The sequence below is a fragment of the Leifsonia sp. LS1 genome (assembly GCF_020521355.1).
Taxonomy (GTDB): domain Bacteria; phylum Actinomycetota; class Actinomycetes; order Actinomycetales; family Microbacteriaceae; genus Leifsonia.
The window spans coordinates 134,275-150,725 of record NZ_BPER01000002.1; the positions used below are offsets into that span (position 1 = coordinate 134,275).

Here is a 16,451-nt window from a genome sequence, read left to right on the forward strand (position 1 = left end):
ATCCATTCCACCCAAACAGCGTTCTGGCCGTTTGGCAACGGATGAGTCCTTCTGTAACGGAAATCAGCGTCGCGCGAACCTCCGACATTCCCGGATGGGCCGACGGATCAGCTTCCGGAGCCGTAACGGCTCTCCAAGTACTCCCGAGCGACGATGCGGGCCTCCGCGATGTAGCGCTCGTCGCCGGTCGGATCGTCGCGGAACGCACGGTTGATCAGGGAATCCATGACCTCGACCACGATCTCGAGCCGGAACGCCAGATCCTGGCCGGCCGGGAGGCGGTACTCGTCCGAAAGGATCTCGGCGAACTGGGCGGCGAACGACACGTCGCGCACGACCTCGTCGCCCGGGACGCCCGACCGCTCGGCGTCGGTGAAGCGGATGATACGGAAGCCCGCCTCCTCACGGAACATCGCGACGAAGGAGTCGATCGCCGCCTCGACGGCGTTCCACCAGTGCTCCGGCTGCTGCTCGCGGATGGCGGAGACGACGGCGCGACGGTACCGCAGCACCGCGCGGTCGCGCAGCGCCTGGAGGAGGACGATGCGGTCGGGGAAGTACCGGTAGACGGTTCCGATCGAGGCTCCGGCCCGCTCGGCGACCATCGCGGTCGTCAACCGGTCGAAACCTATCTCGTCGACCACTTCGGCGGCCGCGTCCAGCAGCGCGTCGACCCGGGCGGCGCTGCGCTCCTGGATCGGCTCGGTGCGCACGAGAGCGGCTCCGACGGTGTTCTGTCCGGCCACAAGGTCGTTGATGGGCACGATCGCGACTCCTCTACTTCCCGGTTGTCTACGTTACGTGTTGCGGGTCCCCAACCCGTGCGCCTCGGCTCGCGTGGCGCACTCCATTGAAACGATCATATTCGGGGAAACCTCACTTCTTGCGGGGAATCGGATATGACTCGCCGCAGAACCGCCCCCCAGATCTGGGGAGTGCGGAAATCGATCCTGCACTCCATGAGAGACTTGAATCTCTATGACCGCAACTCCCGATAAGCGCAGCGCCGCCGTCGAGCCCATCATGCACCGCGCGGCGCGTATCGAAGACGCTTTCCACGAGTTCCGGGCACGCCGCGCACGCCGACGCGGCTATCTGGCCACGGTCGTGCCGTACACCGGCTACGGCGCGCCGTCGTGGGTACGCATCCTGGGGCGCGTCGTGCTCGCCAGGGAGCCGCGGCCCGGCAGCCGCGCCGAGCGCAAGCACCGCAAGCGCGAGGAGTCCATCCGCGGGTGGCGGTCCTTCGTCAGCGTGCCGGTCTCCGACGTCACCGTGACGATCGAGATCGAAGGCGACCGGCACACGGTCGAACCCGACCGCGGTGGCGTGATCGACACGGTGGTCCCCGTGCAGCTCGCACCCGGCTGGCACACCGTGCGCATGTCGACACCGGAGTCGGACCGCGTCTTCGAGGCGCCGATCTTCATCGTCGATCCGAAGGCCACCTTCGGCATCATCTCCGACGTCGACGACACCGTCATGGTGACCGCGCTCCCCCGCCCGCTGCTCGCGGCGTGGAACACTTTCGTGCTCGACGAGCACGCCCGCGTCCCCACCCCGGGCATGGCCGTCCTCCTGGAGCGCCTCGCCGGGACGCATCCGGGTACGCCGGTCATCTACCTCTCCACCGGGGCGTGGAACGTCGCCCCCACCCTGCGTCGCTTCCTCTCGCGCAACCTCTTCCCGTCCGGCCCGCTGCTGCTCACCGACTGGGGACCCACCCACGACCGCATCTTCCGCAGCGGCCGGGAGCACAAGCGCACCAGCCTGGATCGACTGTCGTCGGAGTTCCCCGGCCTCAAGTGGCTCCTCATCGGCGATGACGGGCAGCACGACGAGCAGCTCTACGGCGAGTTCAGCATCGCCCACCCCGGCAACGTCGCGGGCGTCGCGATCCGGCAGCTGTCCGGCGGCGAGGCGGTCCTCGCGGGCGGCCGTTCGAAGGCCGACAAGCACAGCGAGCTCTCGGGCGCGCCCTGGGTCTACGCGCCGGACGGCGCCGGCCTGAGCGAGCAGCTCCGTGCGCACGGCCTGCTCCCCTGACGCCCTGACGCTTAGCTCCCCTGACGCGTTCGCCGTCGCTGTCGGGCGTGTGCGGCAGACTGGGCGCATGCCTGCACGCCGCGCCGACCTGCTCCGCATGCGGCGCCTCGCGCACGCCATCGACGGCCCGCGGGAGCAGACGCCCGCCGACGTCGCGCGCCGGATGCTCGCCGTGCAGGCGCAGGACTTCGGAGCGGCCTGCTGGGCGATCGCCCTCCGCACCGTCGCGCCGTCGCGGAACGCTGTGCTGGCAGACCTCGACGCCGGCCGTATCGTGCGCTCGTGGCCCATGCGCGGAACACTGCACTTCGTTCCGCCCGAGGACCTCCGCTGGATGCTCTCCGTCACCACGGAGCGGATGCTGGCGGGCCTCACCCGCCGGCACCGCGAGCTCGAGCTCGAGTCGGCCGACTTCACGCGCGCCCGCGACCTCCTCACCTCCGCGCTGGCCGGGGGACGCGCGCTCAGCCGGGCCGACGCGATGGAACTCTGGGAGTCCGCGGGCATCGCCACCGGCGGCCAGCGCGGCTATCACCTGCTCTACTACCTCGCGCAGACCGGCGTGATCTGCTGGGGACCGACGCTCCGGACGCAGCAGGCGCTCGTGCTCCTCGACGACTGGGCGCCGCCCGAGCGCGCCCGCCAGCTCGACCCCGACGAGGCCGGCGCCGAGTACCTCCGGCGCTACCTGGCCGGGCACGGTCCCGCCACCCTCAAGGACTTCGTCTGGTGGACCAAAGGGACGCTCGCCTCCGCGCGCGCCGCCGTCGCGATCCTCGGCGACGAGCTGACGACGCTCGAAGTCGACGGGGTCGAGTACCTGCTAGGCGCCGAACTCGCCGACCGGGCCGCCTCCCTCCCCGCGACGCGATCCGAGCGCGAAGCCGTCCAGCTGTTGCCGGCTTTCGACGAGTACCTGCTGGGCTACCAGGACCGTGCGCCCGTCATCGATGACGCGCTCTTCGAGCGCGTCGTGCCCGGCAAGAACGGAGTGTTCTCCCCCATCCTCGTCGCGCAGGGGCGCGTGGCCGGCACCTGGCGGCGCGCGGGCACCGCCATCGAGACTTTTCCGTTCGAACCGCTGTCAGGTGCCCGCCCGGCCGCCGCGGAACGCGCGGCGGCCGCCTACCTCCGCTTCGCGGGCTAGCCTGGAACCGTGGCCCTGAAACTCCCCGCCGGCATCCGCGCGTCGAGCCGCACCCCGTTCCTGCAGGTGCTGAAGACGGCCGTCGCGATGGTCCTGGCGTGGCTGGCGGCGAGCCTCATCGTGCCGGGAGAGCTGCCGGTCTTCGCGGCGATCGCCGCGCTCCTGGTGGTGCAGCCGAGCGTCAACCAGTCCGTCGGCCGCGCCATCGAGCGCTCGCTGGGCGTCATCGTGGGCGTACTCGTCGCGTATGCCGTCGGGATCGCCTTCGGCACCAACAGCTGGATCGTGCTGATCGCCGTCGTCGTCGCCGTGCTGCTCGCCTGGGTGCTCAAGCTGACGCCCGGGAGTGCGAACCAGGTGCCGATCAGCGCCATGCTGGTGCTCGCCATCGGCGCCTCCAACCCGGAGTACGCGTTCGCCCGCATCGGCGAGACGATCGTCGGTGCCGTGATCGGGGTGATCGTCAACATCGCGGTCGTCCCGCCGGTGCTCACAGCTCCCGCCCGCACCGCCGTCCTCGCGCTCGGCAACGAGCTCGCCGCCACACTGGACCGACTCGCGCGGGCGATCACCAGCAGGCTCACGCCGGGCGAGCTGGACGCGCTGCTGATCGAGGCGCGGCTCCTGCGGCCGATGGAGACGAAGGCCGGGGCCGCGCTCACCGCCGCCCGCGAAAGCCTCACGCTCAACCCCCGGCAGGGAAAGCACCGCATCATGCTCGAGCATGACGAGGCGCTCTTCGCACGGCTGCGGCCGATCGTCACCCGCGCGGTCGGCATGACGCGCGCCTTCCACGACCACTACGACGACGGCCTGGTCGGCGAGCCGACGATGATCGCGATCGCCGAGGAGCTGAGCCGCTCCGCGCACGATCTGCGCCTGCTCAGCCGGGATCCCGACACACCGATCGTCGAACCCGACACCGAGACGGCGGGCATCCCCGCGCTGACGGCCCCGCTGGTGATCTCGACCCCGGACCCGCGGCACTGGGTGCTGCTGGGTTCGCTCGTGGAGGATCTCCGCCGCATCCACTCGGAGATCGCCGGGGACGACGAGGCCGCCTGAGCGGCCCCGTCGTCCGCCGCTACGCGAGGAGCTGGGCGATGGCCTCCGCCAGCGGGAGCGTCTGGCGCTCGCCGGTGCGGCGGTTCCAGAGCTCGACCTCGCCCTCGGCCGCCCCGCGGCCCGCAACGAGCACGCGCGGGACGCCGATGAGCTCGGCGTCGCCGAACTTCACACCGGGCGAGACCTTGGGGCGATCGTCCAGGAGCACCTCGAGACCGGCACCCTCGAGCTCGGCGGCGGCCTCCTCCGCGACATCGAACGCGGCCTGGTCTCGACCGGCGGCCACGACGTGCACGTCGAACGGCGCGACCGACTCGGGCCAGACGAGCCCCTTGTCGTCGTTGTTCTCCTCGGCGATGATCGCCAGGATGCGCGTCACGCCGATGCCGTACGACCCCATCGTGACCGTGACGAGCTTGCCGTTCTCGTCCAGCACCTTGAGCCCGAGCGCCTCGGCGTACTTGCGGCCGAGCTGGAAGACGTGGCCGATCTCCATGCCGCGCGCGAGCTCGACGGGTCCGGAACCGTCCGGGGCGGGGTCACCCTCCTTCACCTCGGCCACCTCGACCACGCCGTCCCAGGCGAAGTCGCGACCGGCGACGAGGCCGAAGACGTGCTTGCCCTCGACGTTGGCGCCCGTGATCCAGCCCGAGCCGTCGACGACGCGCGGGTCCACGACGAAGCGGATCCCGGTCGCCGACTCCTCGCCCAGTACGGCGCCCTCCGGCGACCAGGGGCCGATGTAGCCCTTGACCAGTCCCGGGTGCCTGGCGAAGTCCGCCTCCGTGGCCGGCTCGACGTCCGCCGGCGCGAAGGCGACCTCGGCACGCTTGGTATCGACTTCCCGGTCGCCCGGCACGCCGACGACGACGAGTTCGCGGGTTCCGTCGAGGTGCGTCAGCGCGAGCACCACGTTCTTGAGCGTGTCGGCGGCGGTCCACGCGCGTCCGTCCGGACGCGGGTGCTTCTCGTTGGCGACATCGACGAGCGTCTGGATGGTCGGAGTGTTCGGCGTGTCCAGCACCTCGGCCGGGGTGAGCTTCTCGTACCCGCGGGTCGGAGGTGCGACGGTCGTGAACGCTTCGACGTTGGCCGCGTAGCCGCCCGCCGAGCGCACGAACGTGTCCTCGCCCACGACGGTCGGGTGCAGGAACTCCTCGCTGCGAGAGCCGCCCATCGCGCCGGCGTCGGCCTGCACGATCACGTACGACAGCCCGAGGCGCTGGAAGATGCGCTCGTACGCGTCGCGCTGGGCGAGGTAGCTCGCATCGAGGCCCTCGTCGCTCGTGTCGAACGAGTAGGCGTCCTTCATCGTGAACTCGCGCCCGCGGAGGAGGCCGGCGCGCGGCCGGGCCTCGTCCCGGTACTTGTCCTGGATCTGGAAGATCGTCAGAGGGAGGTCCTTGTACGACGAGTACAGATCCTTCACCAGCAGCGTGAAGACCTCCTCGTGCGTGGGCGCGAGCAGGTAGTCGGCACCCTTGCGGTCCTGCAGGCGGAAGAGCCCCTCGCCGTACTCCTCCCAGCGATTGGTCACCTCGTACGGCTCACGCGGGAGCAATGCCGGGAAGTGGACCTCGTGAGCGCCCGCGGCGGCCATCTCCTCGCGGATGATCGTCTCGATGCGGGCCTTGACCCGTAGACCGAGCGGCAGCCAGGCGAAGATGCCCGGCGCCTGGCGCCGGATGTAACCGGCGCGCACCAGCAGCTTGTGGCTGGTGACCTCGGCGTCGGAGGGGTCTTCGCGGAGCGTGCGGAGGAAGTAGTTCGTCAGGCGTGTAGGCACCGTTCCATGTTAGAGGGCGGAGGGGGTCCGCGGCGGCGGGCACGATGAGGGCGAGGCATAGTCTGGCGGTATGCCCGACCGTCGCACCTCCATCGCCCCGTCCGCGGCGCAGAGCGAGCTCGCCGGCGCGTTGGCGGCGCTGCGCGCGACCCTGGAGCTGCCGGAGGAGTTCCCTGCGCCGGTGGAGTCCGAGGCGCGCCGGGCCGCCGCAGAGCCGGCGCTCCCCGACGCCGACCTGACCGCGATCCCGTTCCTGACGATCGACCCGGCGGGCTCGACCGATCTCGACCAGGCTCTGCATCTGGCGCGGGAGGGCGAGGGCTTCCGGGTCCGCTACGCCATCGCCGACGTGCCCGCGCTGGTACTCCCGGACGGCGCGGTCGACGGCGAGGCGCGACGACGGGGGCAGACGCTCTACGCCCCGGACGGCCGCGTCCCGCTGCATCCGGCGGCGATCGGCGAGCACGCGGGCTCGCTGCTGCCCGACCAGGTGCGGGGCGCATACGTCTGGGACATCGCCCTCGACGCGACCGGCCGCGAAGTCACGGCCTCCGTCGCACGCGCGCGCATCCGCTCACGACGTCAGTGGTCCTACGCGGAAGCGCAGGCCGCGCTCGACGACGGCTCCGCGCCCGACGAGCTGGCCCTGCTGGCGGAGATCGGCCCGGCCCGCATCGAGCAGGAGCGCCTGCGCGGCGGCGCCAGCCTCAACCGGCCGGACGAGGAGATCGTGCTCCGCGACGGAGCCTACGCGATCGAACGCCGTGCGCCGCTGCCCGTCGAGGACTGGAACGCCCAGCTCTCCCTGTTGACGGGCATGGCGGCCGCACGGATCATGCTCGACGCGCGCATCGGCATCCTGCGCACGATGCCCGCCCCCGCACCGGAGGCCGTGGCGGGCTTCCGGGCGCAGACCGTCGCGCTGGGTCTTCCCTGGTCCGATGACGTGGACTACGGCGAGTACCTGCGCACCCTCGACCACGACCAGCCCCGCGCTGCGGCCGTCCTGCAGGCGGCGGCCGGGCTGTTCCGCGGTGCCGGCTACGTCGTTCTGGACGGCGAGGCGCCTGCGGACCCGCAGCAGTCCGCCATCGCCGCTCCGTACGCGCACACGACCGCTCCCCTGCGACGGCTCGTCGACCGGTGGGTGCTCGTCGTCTGTGAGGCTCTGTGCGCCGGCCGGCCCGTGCCGGTCTGGGCACGGGACTCGCTGAGCGCGTTGCCGTCGATCATGGGGGCCTCGACCCGGCTCGCCTCCCGCCTCGACACGGAGGCGCTCGACCGCGTCGAGGCCGCTCTGCTGGCGTCGCGCATCGGCGCGGTGTTCGATGCGACGGTGCTCGCGGTGCGCAACGGGACGATCAACGTGCAGCTCGCCGACCCGGTCGTGACCGCCACCGTCCCACGGCCGGACGGCGTGCGCCCGGGCGAGCGCGTGCGCCTTCACCTGGTCGCGGCGGACATCCCGACCGGGACCGTCCGGTTCGACGTCGTCGGATGACCGCCCCGCCGCGCCTCAGTGAGCGCCGACGGTGACCACGGGCTCCCCCGACGGGCCGCCCTCCTCGCCCATCTCGGCGGCGATGCGGTTGGCCTCCGCGATCAGCGTCTGCACGATCTCGGCTTCGGGGACGGTCTTGATGACCTCGCCCTTGACGAAGATCTGGCCCTTTCCGTTGCCGCTCGCAACGCCGAGGTCGGCCTCGCGGGCCTCGCCGGGGCCGTTCACGACACAGCCCATGACTGCGACACGCAACGGCACGCTCATGCCCTCGAGCCCGCTCGTCACGTCGTTCGCCAGCGTGTAGACGTCGACCTGCGCCCGGCCGCAGCTGGGGCAGGAGACGATCTCGAGCTTGCGCTCGCGGAGGTTGAGCGACTGCAGGATCTGCAGGCCCACCTTGACCTCCTGGGCGGGCGGGGCCGAGAGCGAGACGCGGATCGTGTCGCCGATGCCCTCGGAGAGCAGGATGCCGAACGCGGTCGCCGACTTGATGGTGCCCTGGAACTCCGGCCCGGCCTCCGTGACGCCGAGGTGCAGCGGCCAGTCCCCGCGCTCGGCGAGCTGACGGTACGCCTTGACCATCACGATGGGGTCGTTGTGCTTCACGGAGATCTTGAAGTCGTGGAAGTCGTGCTCCTCGAAGAGGCTGGCCTCCCAGACGGCGCTCTCGACGAGCGCCTCCGCGGTGGGCTTGCCGTACTTCTGCAGCAGGCTGGGCTCCAGCGACCCGGCGTTGACGCCGATACGCAACGAGACGCCCGCAGCCTTCGCGTAGGCGGCGATCTTGCCCACCTGGTCGTCGAACTTGCGGATGTTGCCCGGGTTCACTCGCACGGCCGCGCAGCCGGCATCGATCGCCGCGTACACATAGTTCGGCTGGAAGTGGATGTCCGCGATCACCGGAATCTGGCTCTTCTTCGCGATGATCGGCAGCGCCTCGGCGTCATCCCGGCTCGGCACCGCCACACGCACGATATCGCACCCGGACGCGGTGAGCTCGGCGATCTGCTGCAGGGTCGCATTGATGTTCGTGGTCGGCGTCGTGCACATCGATTGCACGCTCACCGGGGCGTCGCCTCCGACGAGGACCTTTCCGACACGGATCTGACGGGACTTGCGACGGGGTGCGAGGGTCTCGGGGACCTTGGGCATCCCCAGATTGATTGCTGCCACCCGACAATCCTACGCGGGCCGGTGGGAACCGGCTGGGCGTCGGCGGGGAGTGGGCTCCGCGAGCGCTACCCGAACAGGTTGATCGGCTTGACGATGTCGGCGTAGGCGAGCAAGAGGCTCATGCCGCCGAGCACGATGACGACGGCGAAGGTGAGCGGCATCAGCTTGGCCATGTCGACGGGGCCGGGGTCGCGGCGGCGGAAGATCTTCGCGAAGCTGCGGCGGATGCCCTCCCAGAGGGCGCCGGCGATGTGGCCGCCGTCGAGAGGGAGCAGCGGAATCAGGTTGAAGACGAACAGTGCGACATTGAGCGAGGCGAGCAGGCCGATCATCGTGTAGGCCTTGTCCACGACGGGCACGCCGTCGAGGGCGGTCAGCTCGCCGGCCGCCCGGCCGATGCCGATGACACCGACCGGCCCGTTGGCGTCGCGCTGGCCGGAGCCGAACGCGGCGTTCCAGATATCCACCATGCGCTCGGGGAGGTGGATCACGACGCCGAAGACCCCGCCGATCTGCGCCCCGACGGCGGGCAGCACCGACGTGATCGGCTGCGGCACCAGCTTCTGGACGGCGCCGATGCCGGCGAAGCCCGCCGAGTAGGTCTCGACCTTTCCGTTCGCGTCCTTCACGACAAGGCCTGCTGCGTCGATCTTGGCGACCTGGTTGGTGGCCGGGGTCAGCGTCACCGTGCGCTCGGCGCCGTCGCGGCGCAGGACGATGGAGAGCGAGCGTCCGGCCGACTCGCGGATGATCGTGGTGGACTGCGCCCAGGAGGTGATCGGTGTGCCGTCGATGCTCACGATGGTGTCGCCCGGCTTCAGCCCCGCCGCGGCCGCAGGACCCTGGGGATCGTCCGCCGAACAGGTCTGGCTGGTGCTGGAGGCGGGGATCACGCACTGACTCACGCTGCCGACCGTCGTCGAGTTCTGCGGCGCTCCGAAGCCCATCAGGAGCACGCCGAACAGCACGACGGCGATGAGGAGGTTCATGAACGGGCCGCCGAACATGATGATGACGCGCTTCCAGACCGCGAGCCGGTAGAAGGTGCGCTCCTCCTCGCCGACCGCGACGGTCTCGGCGCTGGCGGTGCGCGCGTCCTGCGCCATGGACTGCATGAAGCCGGTGGTGGCGTTGCGGCCGGCTCCGCCCTGCTTGCCCGGGGGGAACATCCCGATCATGGAGATGTAGCCGCCGAGCGGGAGCGCCTTGACGCCGTACTCCGTCTCGCCGCGACGGAACGAGAACAGGGTCTTGCCGAAGCCGATCATGTACTGCGTGACCTTGACGCCGAACAGCTTGGCGGGGACCAGGTGGCCGATCTCGTGCAGCGCGATGGAAACACCGAGGCCGATCAGGATGATGACGACGCCGAGGACGAACAGGAGCACGGTTTCCACGCACTCAGGGTAGTGGCGGCCAGCTTGGAGCCAGCCGCTAGACGCCTATGTACGGGTCGGGTCCTGTACGCCCGGCGCCGCCCTAGCGGGAGGCGATGAGGGCGTCCGCCTTCTCTCTCGCCCACGACTCCGCCGCCGAGAGCGCTGCGCGCGAGAGCTCGTCGACCGGATCGTGGGCGTCGACGACGCGCTCGACCGTGTCGAGGATGTCGAGGTAGCCGATGGCGCCCGCGTGGAAGGCGGCGACGGCCTGCTCGTTCGCGGCGTTGAAGACAGCCGGGTAGGTGGAGCCGGCGGTCCCGACGCGCTTCGCGAGGGCGACGGCAGGGAAGGCCTCGTGGTCGAGCGGCTCGAACGTCCAGGTGTGGGCGGCGGTCCAGTCGAGCGGGACGCCGACCCCGGCCACGCGGTCGGGCCAGCCGAGGCCGAGCGCGATCGGGAGGCGCATGTCGGGGGGCGACGCCTGGGCGATGGTCGAGCCGTCCACGAACTCCACCATCGAGTGGACGACCGACTGCGGGTGCACGGTGACGTCGATCCGGTCGTAGGGCACATCGAACAGCAGGTGCGCCTCGATGACCTCGAGGCCCTTGTTGACGAGGGTGGAGGAGTTGGTCGTGACGACCAGGCCCATGTCCCACGTGGGATGGGCGAGGGCTTCGCGCGGGGTGACGTCGCGCAGGGACGCGCGGCTCCGCCCCCGGAACGGGCCGCCCGAGGCGGTCAGCACGAGCCGGCGCACCTCCCCCGCCGTGCCCGAGCGCAGCGCCTGCGCGATCGCCGAGTGCTCGGAGTCGACGGGCACGATCTGGCCCGGAGCGGCGGCGCGCATGACCAGCTCGCCGCCGACGATCAGCGACTCCTTGTTCGCCAGGGCGAGGCTCGCGCCGGTCTCCAGCGCGGCCAGCGTCGGACCCAGTCCCACCGACCCGGTGATGCCGTTCAGCACGACGTCCGCCTCGACGGAGCGCACGAGCCGCTCCGAGTCATCGGCCCCGAGCGCGGTCTCGCGCACACCGAACCGCTCCGCCTGCGCGGCGAGGCCCTCCGCGTCGCGACCGGCCGAGAGGCCGACGACGGTGAAGAGATCGGGATTGGCAGCGACGACGTCGAGCGCCTGCGTGCCGATCGACCCTGTCGAGCCGAGGAGCACCACGCGTCGCGGTCGACCGGTCATCAGCGGGTGGTCTTCAGGATGTCGACGACGAACACGATGGTGTCCGTGCCCTTGATGTCGCCGTTGCCCGCGTCGCCGTAGCCGTCCGCCGGCGGGATGACGACGAGCACCTGCGAGCCGACCTTCTGGCCCTCGAGGGCCTTCTTGAAGCCGACCACGACACCGGTGGTGGCGAACGACGTGGGCGCTCCGCGGCTCCAGCTGGAGTCGAACATCTCGCCGGTTCGCCAGATCACGCCCTTGTACTGCACGGTGACGGTGTCGCCGGGCTGGACCGTCTCGCCGTCGCCCTGCTTGAGCACCTCGAGCTCGGTCTGGGCCGGCGGGTCGGTCTTCGGGATGGTGATCGTCGGCTCGCCGGTCTTCGAGAGCTTCACGGTCGGGAACCCGGCCTTGGGCTCGACCGGGGTGCCGTTGGCGCGCGTCGGGAGCACGTCGACGAGGTCGGCGACGAAGACGACCGTGTCGGCCTCCTTGAGGCCGAGCTGGCTGATGTCGGCGTTACCGAAGGCCTCTTTGGCCGTCGCCGTGAGCACGACGCGGGAGCCGACCTTGAGGCACTCGACGGCGCGCACGAGACCGGGGACGAACTTGGTGTCGTCGACGGTGATGGTCTGAGCGGCCTGCCCGTCGAAACCGGCGGACGTCGTCAGCTCCTTGCCGGTCGCGCCGTTGTAGGCGGCGAGGGCGATATCGACGCTCGAGCCCGCCTTCGCCTCTGCGCCGTCGCCCGTGATGACGACGCTGCGCTGGACATCGGTGGCCTTGAGCGGGGTCGTGAAGGTCACGGTCGGCGTCTTGCGGAAGTCGCCCTCCACCTTCACCGACTTCGAGGCGTCGCCCGCCTTCGTGTTCTGGCAGGTGGCCGCGGCCGCCGTGCTCGTGGCGGACGGCTCCGGAGCGGAGGAACTGCAGGCGGCCAGCCCGGCGACGACGAGGGCGGCGGTGAGAAGGGAGAGTGATCTGCGCACGATCGAACAGTCTGCCGCATCCGCCTAGGCCTCCGCTGACAGTCGGCTCCGTGCCGGGCCGACGCGTCGAGGCGGCGGCCGGTCGCCGCCTACGATGGAAGGCATGACCCGCGAATTCTCGGTCCCCCAGTCCCGCCACGTCGTCACGGCCCTCCCCGGCCCGCGCTCGCAGGAGTTGCAGCGCCGGCGCGAAGCCACAGTGAGCCGCGGCGCGGGGACGCTCGCGAACATCTACATGGAGTCGGGGTCCGGAGCGATCCTCGTCGACGTCGACGGCAACCGCCTGATCGACCTCGGCTGCGGGATCGGCGTCACCACGATCGGCCACGCGCACCCCGCCGTCGCGGCGGCCGCGGCGGAGCAGGCCGCGAAGCTGACCCACACGCTCTTCACCGTCACGCCGTACGAGAACTACGTCCGTGTCGCCGAGAAGCTCGCGGAGATCACGCCGGGCGACTTCGAGAAGCGCAGCATCCTCGTCAACTCCGGGGCGGAGGCCGTCGAGAACGCGGTGAAGATCGCCCGCAAGTTCACCGGCCGCCGCGCCATCGCGACGCTCGACCACGCGTTCCACGGCCGCACCAACCTCACGATGGCGATGACCTACCGCCCCTGGCCGGAGCGTGCGGGCATGGGACCGTTCCCCGGCGAGATCTACAGCCTCCCGATCAGCTACCCGTTCCGCGATCCCGAGGAAATGACGGGCGAGCAAGCGGCCGAGCGCACGATCGACTACATCCGCACCCACATCGGGGCGACGGAACTCGCCGCCCTGTTCGTCGAGCCGATCCAGGGCGACGGCGGCATCGTCATCCCGGCGCCGGGCTACTTCGCACGCCTCTCCGAGTTCTGCACCGAGAACGGCATCGTGTTCGTCGCCGACGAGATCCAGGCCGGCATCGGGCGCACGGGCACCTGGTATTCGATCGAGCACCACGGCGTCGTCCCCGACCTCGTGACCAGCGCCAAGGGCATCGCGGGAGGCTTCCCGCTCGCGGCGGTCACCGGCCGAGCGGACATCATGGACTCCGTGCAGCCCGGCGGGATCGGCGGCACCTTCGGCGGCAACCCGGTCTCGACCGCGGCCGCGCTGGCGGTGTTCGAGGCCTTCGAGAAGGAGGACCTGCTCGCCGAGGCGCGACGCGTCGAGAAAGCGCTCTGGGCGCGGATCGGCGACTGGGCCGAGCGTTTCCCCGTCGTGGGCGAGGTGCGCGGCAAGGGCGCGATGTTCGGCATCGAGCTGGTCGTGCCCGGCACGACGACGCCGAACCCCGAGGCGCTGAAGGCGGTGCTCGCGCACGCCACCGCCAACGGCGTGATCCCGCTCGACGCCGGGAGCTGGGACAGCGTCCTGCGTCTGCTTCCGTCCGTCGTCATCAGCGAGGAGCTGATCGACGACGCGGCCACCGTTCTCGAAGAAGCCCTGGCACAGCTCGGCTGACCGGAGATGCGGATCAGGCGCTGGCGGACGGCCGCCGCGGTCGTCATCGCGGCCGTCACGCTCGCCCTCGTGCCCGCGACCGGGGTGCTGGGGGCGGAACGCGCCGCCTTCGACCCCGGCGACATCATCAGCGACGACAGCTTCTTCAACCCGGACGCCATGACGACGGGCCAGATCCAGTCGTTCCTCGAGGCGCGCAGCTGCACGCCGAAGGACGGCGTGCCGTGCCTCGCCGACTACCGCGTCGACACGCCGCGCATCCCGGCGTCGGCCGACCGGTGCTCGGCGATCCCGGCGATGAAGGGCGAGCGCGCCAGCAGCGTCATCGCGCGCGTGGCGCAGGCGTGCACGATCAGCCCGCGTGTGCTCCTCGTTCTGCTCCAGAAGGAGCAGTCCCTGCTCACCGTGCCGAGCGCCTCCGGCTATCAGAAGGCGACCGGATACGCCTGCCCGGACACTGCGGAGTGCGATAAGCGTTACTTCGGCTTCGTCAACCAGGTGTACCGGGCCGCCTGGCAGTTCCGCGAGTACACGGTGCACCCGGGCGACTGGCGGTACCGCATCGGGAGGAACGACATCCAGTTCCATCCCGACGCCTCCTGCGGGTCGAGCAGCGTGCGCATCGTGAACCAGGCGACGGCGAACCTCTACAACTACACGCCGTATCAGCCGAACGACGAGACGCTGGCCGCTCCGACCGGGCCGGCCGGCAGCTGCTCGACGTACGGCAACCTCAACTTCTCGCGTCTCTACACGCTGTGGTTCGGCGACCCGACGGCCGTGCGGTATCCGAGGTTCATGCTCCCGTGCCTCGACTACGTCGGCGGCTTCGGCTGCGCCCCCGTTCCCGGTCTGCGCGGCTGACGCCCGGTCTGCGCCGGTGACGCCCGGTCAGCGCAGGATGCCGCGCTCGCGGGCGGCGGCGACGGCGGCGGTGCGGGAGGTCACGTCGAGCTTGGTGAAGATGTGCGCCAGGTGCGACTTCACGGTCGTCTCGCTCACGAACAGCGCACCGGCCACCTCGGTGTTCGTCCGGCCCGCGGCCACCAGGCCCAGCACCTCGATCTCCCGGGCGCTGAGACTGACCCGCGGTGCGCGCAGCCGGTCCAGGAGGCGGGACGCGATCACGGGGGCGAGCGCGCTCTCGCCGGCCGCCGCCGCGCGGATCGCGGCCGTCAGCTCGTGCGGCGGCGCGTCCTTGAGTAGGTATCCGCTGGCCCCGGCCTCGACCGCGCCCAGGATGTCGGCGTCCGAATCGTAGTTGGTCAGCACCAGCACGTAGGGTGCGGCGTCCAGCGCCCGGATGCGTCGCGTCGCGTCGGCTCCCCCGCCCTCCGCCCCCGGACCGAACTGCAGGTCCATCAGCACGACATCGGGGTTCTCGCGCTCGGCCGCTGTCACCGCCTCGTCGGGGGTGGCGGCCTCCGCGACGACCGCGAGGTCGGGCTCGGCGGCGACGAGGGCGACCAGTCCCGCGCGAACGATGGGATGGTCGTCGGCCACGACGAGCCGGATCACGCGGAATCCTCGCTCGCGAGGAGGACCGTGAGAGTCGTTCCGCGCCCGGGTGCCGAATCGACCACCAGGGTGCCACCCAGCTGCTGGACCCGCTCGCGCGTCGCGCGCAGCCCGAACGAGTCGGAGATGCCGGTCGGCTCGCCGGCGACCGCCACCGGGTCGAACCCGGCGCCGTCGTCCGACACCGTGAACCGGAGGCCGTCGGCGTCCGTGACGAGGTCGATCCTCGCCGACCGCGTGTGCGCGTGCTGCACGACATTGGCGACCGCCCCCTGGGCGATGCGCAAGAGCGCGGTCTGCACGTGCATCGGCAGCGGGACGGCGTCCGCGACCCGCACGGCGACGTCCAGCCCCTGGGACGCCCACTGCCCGTCGGCCAGCCGGCGCAGCGCACCGCCCAGGCCGCGGCCCTCCAGCTCCGGCGGAGCCAGCTCGCGGATGAAGCGCCGGGTGTCGGCGAGGGCGGTCGCCGCGGTCTCGCGGGCGAGGAGGACATGCTCCACCCCGGCGCCGTCGGGGTCGGCGCGCTCGGCGGCGTGCAGCAGCAGCTGGATGCTCGAGAGCCCCTGCGCCACCGTGTCGTGGATCTCGCGCGCGAGGCGAGCCCGTTCGGCGAGCACCCCGGACTCGTGCTCGGTCGCGGCGAGCTGGTCGCGCGTGTCGAGCAGTTCGCGCATCAGCGCCTCGCGCTCGGCGGCCTCCCGCGCCAACGCCTGGTAACCGAGCCCGATGAGGAGGGCGACGCCCGCCCCGACCAGCGGTCCGACGACACCGCCGACGGTCCACCCGCCGTGGACGCCCAGCGCGCAGACTGCGGCCGCCGTCGCCACCACGACGGCGACGGTCCCCCAGCGTGCTCCGAGCAGGTGCAGGAAGAGGAAGAACAGCGGGAAGACGAGGTACGCCGCCTCGGTGCTGAACCAGAGCAGGAGCGCCCATTCGAGGGTGAGCACGGTCAGCCACAGCTGGCCGGCGGCGTCGCGTCGTCTCGGCGCCGTGCGCGCGACCACGCCGCCCGCCGCATACGTCGCGGCCAGGACGAGCGCGACGGCGACGATCACACCGCTCGACGCGGACGGCGCGACGAGGGCGCGCACCACCACGAGGCCGTCGAGCACGACGAAGAGCACGTGCAGACCGGTGCGCAGGCCCACGAAGACCGGGGTGAGCGCGGTGTGGGCCATGCGGCGACTCTACGCGGGAGCGGCTCCCGCGGCATCGTCCGA

14 protein-coding genes are annotated in these 16,451 nt (G+C 71.2%); 6 read left to right on the forward strand and 8 right to left on the reverse strand.

All coding sequences use genetic code 11. The features are described from left to right. Nucleotides 1–107: 107 nt before the first annotated feature. Nucleotides 108–764 carry a TetR/AcrR family transcriptional regulator gene (locus tag LLS1_RS03960; RefSeq protein ID WP_223360856.1) on the reverse strand — a complete coding sequence of 219 codons (657 nt, stop codon included), beginning with the start codon at nucleotides 762–764 and terminating at the stop codon, nucleotides 108–110. 214 nt (nucleotides 765–978) lie between these two features. On the opposite strand from LLS1_RS03960, the gene LLS1_RS03965 reads away from it, so the two are divergent. From LLS1_RS03965 to LLS1_RS03975, 3 genes are all read left to right on the forward strand, one after another. Then, nucleotides 979–2,046 (forward strand): App1 family protein, encoded by a 1,068-nt coding sequence (locus LLS1_RS03965; RefSeq protein WP_226653703.1) that lies wholly within the window; start codon nucleotides 979–981, stop codon nucleotides 2,044–2,046. Between the two features lie 67 nt (nucleotides 2,047–2,113). Then, entirely contained in the window at nucleotides 2,114–3,193 is a 1,080-nt protein-coding gene (locus tag LLS1_RS03970) for a winged helix DNA-binding domain-containing protein (protein WP_226653704.1), read from the forward strand. Between the two features lie 15 nt (nucleotides 3,194–3,208). Further along, on the forward strand, nucleotides 3,209–4,258 hold the full coding sequence (locus tag LLS1_RS03975; protein WP_226654031.1) for an aromatic acid exporter family protein: 1,050 nt from the start codon (nucleotides 3,209–3,211) through the stop codon (nucleotides 4,256–4,258). A 19-nt stretch (nucleotides 4,259–4,277) separates the two neighbouring features. Here the strand turns inward: LLS1_RS03975 and LLS1_RS03980 are convergent, their stop codons facing one another. After that, nucleotides 4,278–6,044 carry a proline--tRNA ligase gene (locus LLS1_RS03980; RefSeq protein ID WP_226653705.1) on the reverse strand — a complete coding sequence of 589 codons (1,767 nt, stop codon included), beginning with the start codon at nucleotides 6,042–6,044 and terminating at the stop codon, nucleotides 4,278–4,280. Nucleotides 6,045–6,114: 70 nt separating this feature from the next. Between LLS1_RS03980 and LLS1_RS03985 the strand changes: the two genes are divergently transcribed. Beyond that, nucleotides 6,115–7,545 carry an RNB domain-containing ribonuclease gene (locus tag LLS1_RS03985; RefSeq protein WP_226653706.1) on the forward strand — a complete coding sequence of 477 codons (1,431 nt, stop codon included), beginning with the start codon at nucleotides 6,115–6,117 and terminating at the stop codon, nucleotides 7,543–7,545. 15 nt (nucleotides 7,546–7,560) lie between these two features. Here LLS1_RS03985 and ispG read toward each other — a convergent pair whose 3' ends face one another. The 4 genes from ispG to LLS1_RS04005 all read right to left on the reverse strand — a co-directional run bounded on the left by ispG (nucleotide 7,561) and on the right by LLS1_RS04005 (nucleotide 12,266). Continuing rightward, a complete protein-coding gene (gene ispG, locus LLS1_RS03990) occupies nucleotides 7,561–8,700 on the reverse strand; it encodes a flavodoxin-dependent (E)-4-hydroxy-3-methylbut-2-enyl-diphosphate synthase (RefSeq protein WP_223360946.1) in 1,140 nt (379 codons plus the stop codon). A gap of 86 nt (nucleotides 8,701–8,786) precedes the next feature. Next, nucleotides 8,787–10,118: an RIP metalloprotease gene (locus LLS1_RS03995; RefSeq protein ID WP_226653707.1), complete on the reverse strand. Its 1,332-nt coding sequence runs from the start codon at nucleotides 10,116–10,118 to the stop codon at nucleotides 8,787–8,789. Between the two features lie 82 nt (nucleotides 10,119–10,200). After that, complete coding sequence (locus LLS1_RS04000; RefSeq protein ID WP_226653708.1) at nucleotides 10,201–11,295, reverse strand: 1-deoxy-D-xylulose-5-phosphate reductoisomerase; 1,095 nt, start codon at nucleotides 11,293–11,295, stop codon at nucleotides 10,201–10,203. Next, nucleotides 11,295–12,266 carry an FKBP-type peptidyl-prolyl cis-trans isomerase gene (locus LLS1_RS04005; protein WP_226653709.1) on the reverse strand — a complete coding sequence of 324 codons (972 nt, stop codon included), beginning with the start codon at nucleotides 12,264–12,266 and terminating at the stop codon, nucleotides 11,295–11,297. The genes LLS1_RS04000 and LLS1_RS04005 overlap by 1 nt, the downstream gene beginning before the upstream one ends. Before the next feature lie 94 nt (nucleotides 12,267–12,360). Between LLS1_RS04005 and LLS1_RS04010 the strand changes: the two genes are divergently transcribed. Together LLS1_RS04010 and LLS1_RS04015 are read left to right on the forward strand one after the other, a co-directional pair. After that, complete coding sequence (locus tag LLS1_RS04010; protein ID WP_226653710.1) at nucleotides 12,361–13,707, forward strand: aminotransferase class III-fold pyridoxal phosphate-dependent enzyme; 1,347 nt, start codon at nucleotides 12,361–12,363, stop codon at nucleotides 13,705–13,707. A 6-nt stretch (nucleotides 13,708–13,713) separates the two neighbouring features. Then, nucleotides 13,714–14,571 (forward strand): hypothetical protein, encoded by an 858-nt coding sequence (locus LLS1_RS04015; protein ID WP_226653711.1) that lies wholly within the window; start codon nucleotides 13,714–13,716, stop codon nucleotides 14,569–14,571. A gap of 27 nt (nucleotides 14,572–14,598) precedes the next feature. On the opposite strand, the gene LLS1_RS04020 is transcribed toward LLS1_RS04015, so the two are convergent. Continuing rightward, the gene (locus LLS1_RS04020) at nucleotides 14,599–15,225 is read right to left on the reverse strand and encodes a response regulator transcription factor (RefSeq protein ID WP_226653712.1); all 627 of its coding nucleotides are present in this window, start codon (nucleotides 15,223–15,225) and stop codon (nucleotides 14,599–14,601) included. Continuing rightward, on the reverse strand, nucleotides 15,222–16,409 hold the full coding sequence (locus LLS1_RS04025) for a sensor histidine kinase (protein WP_226653713.1): 1,188 nt from the start codon (nucleotides 16,407–16,409) through the stop codon (nucleotides 15,222–15,224). Before LLS1_RS04025 ends, LLS1_RS04020 begins: the two co-directional genes overlap by 4 nt. Between the last annotated feature and the right edge of the window lie 42 nt (nucleotides 16,410–16,451).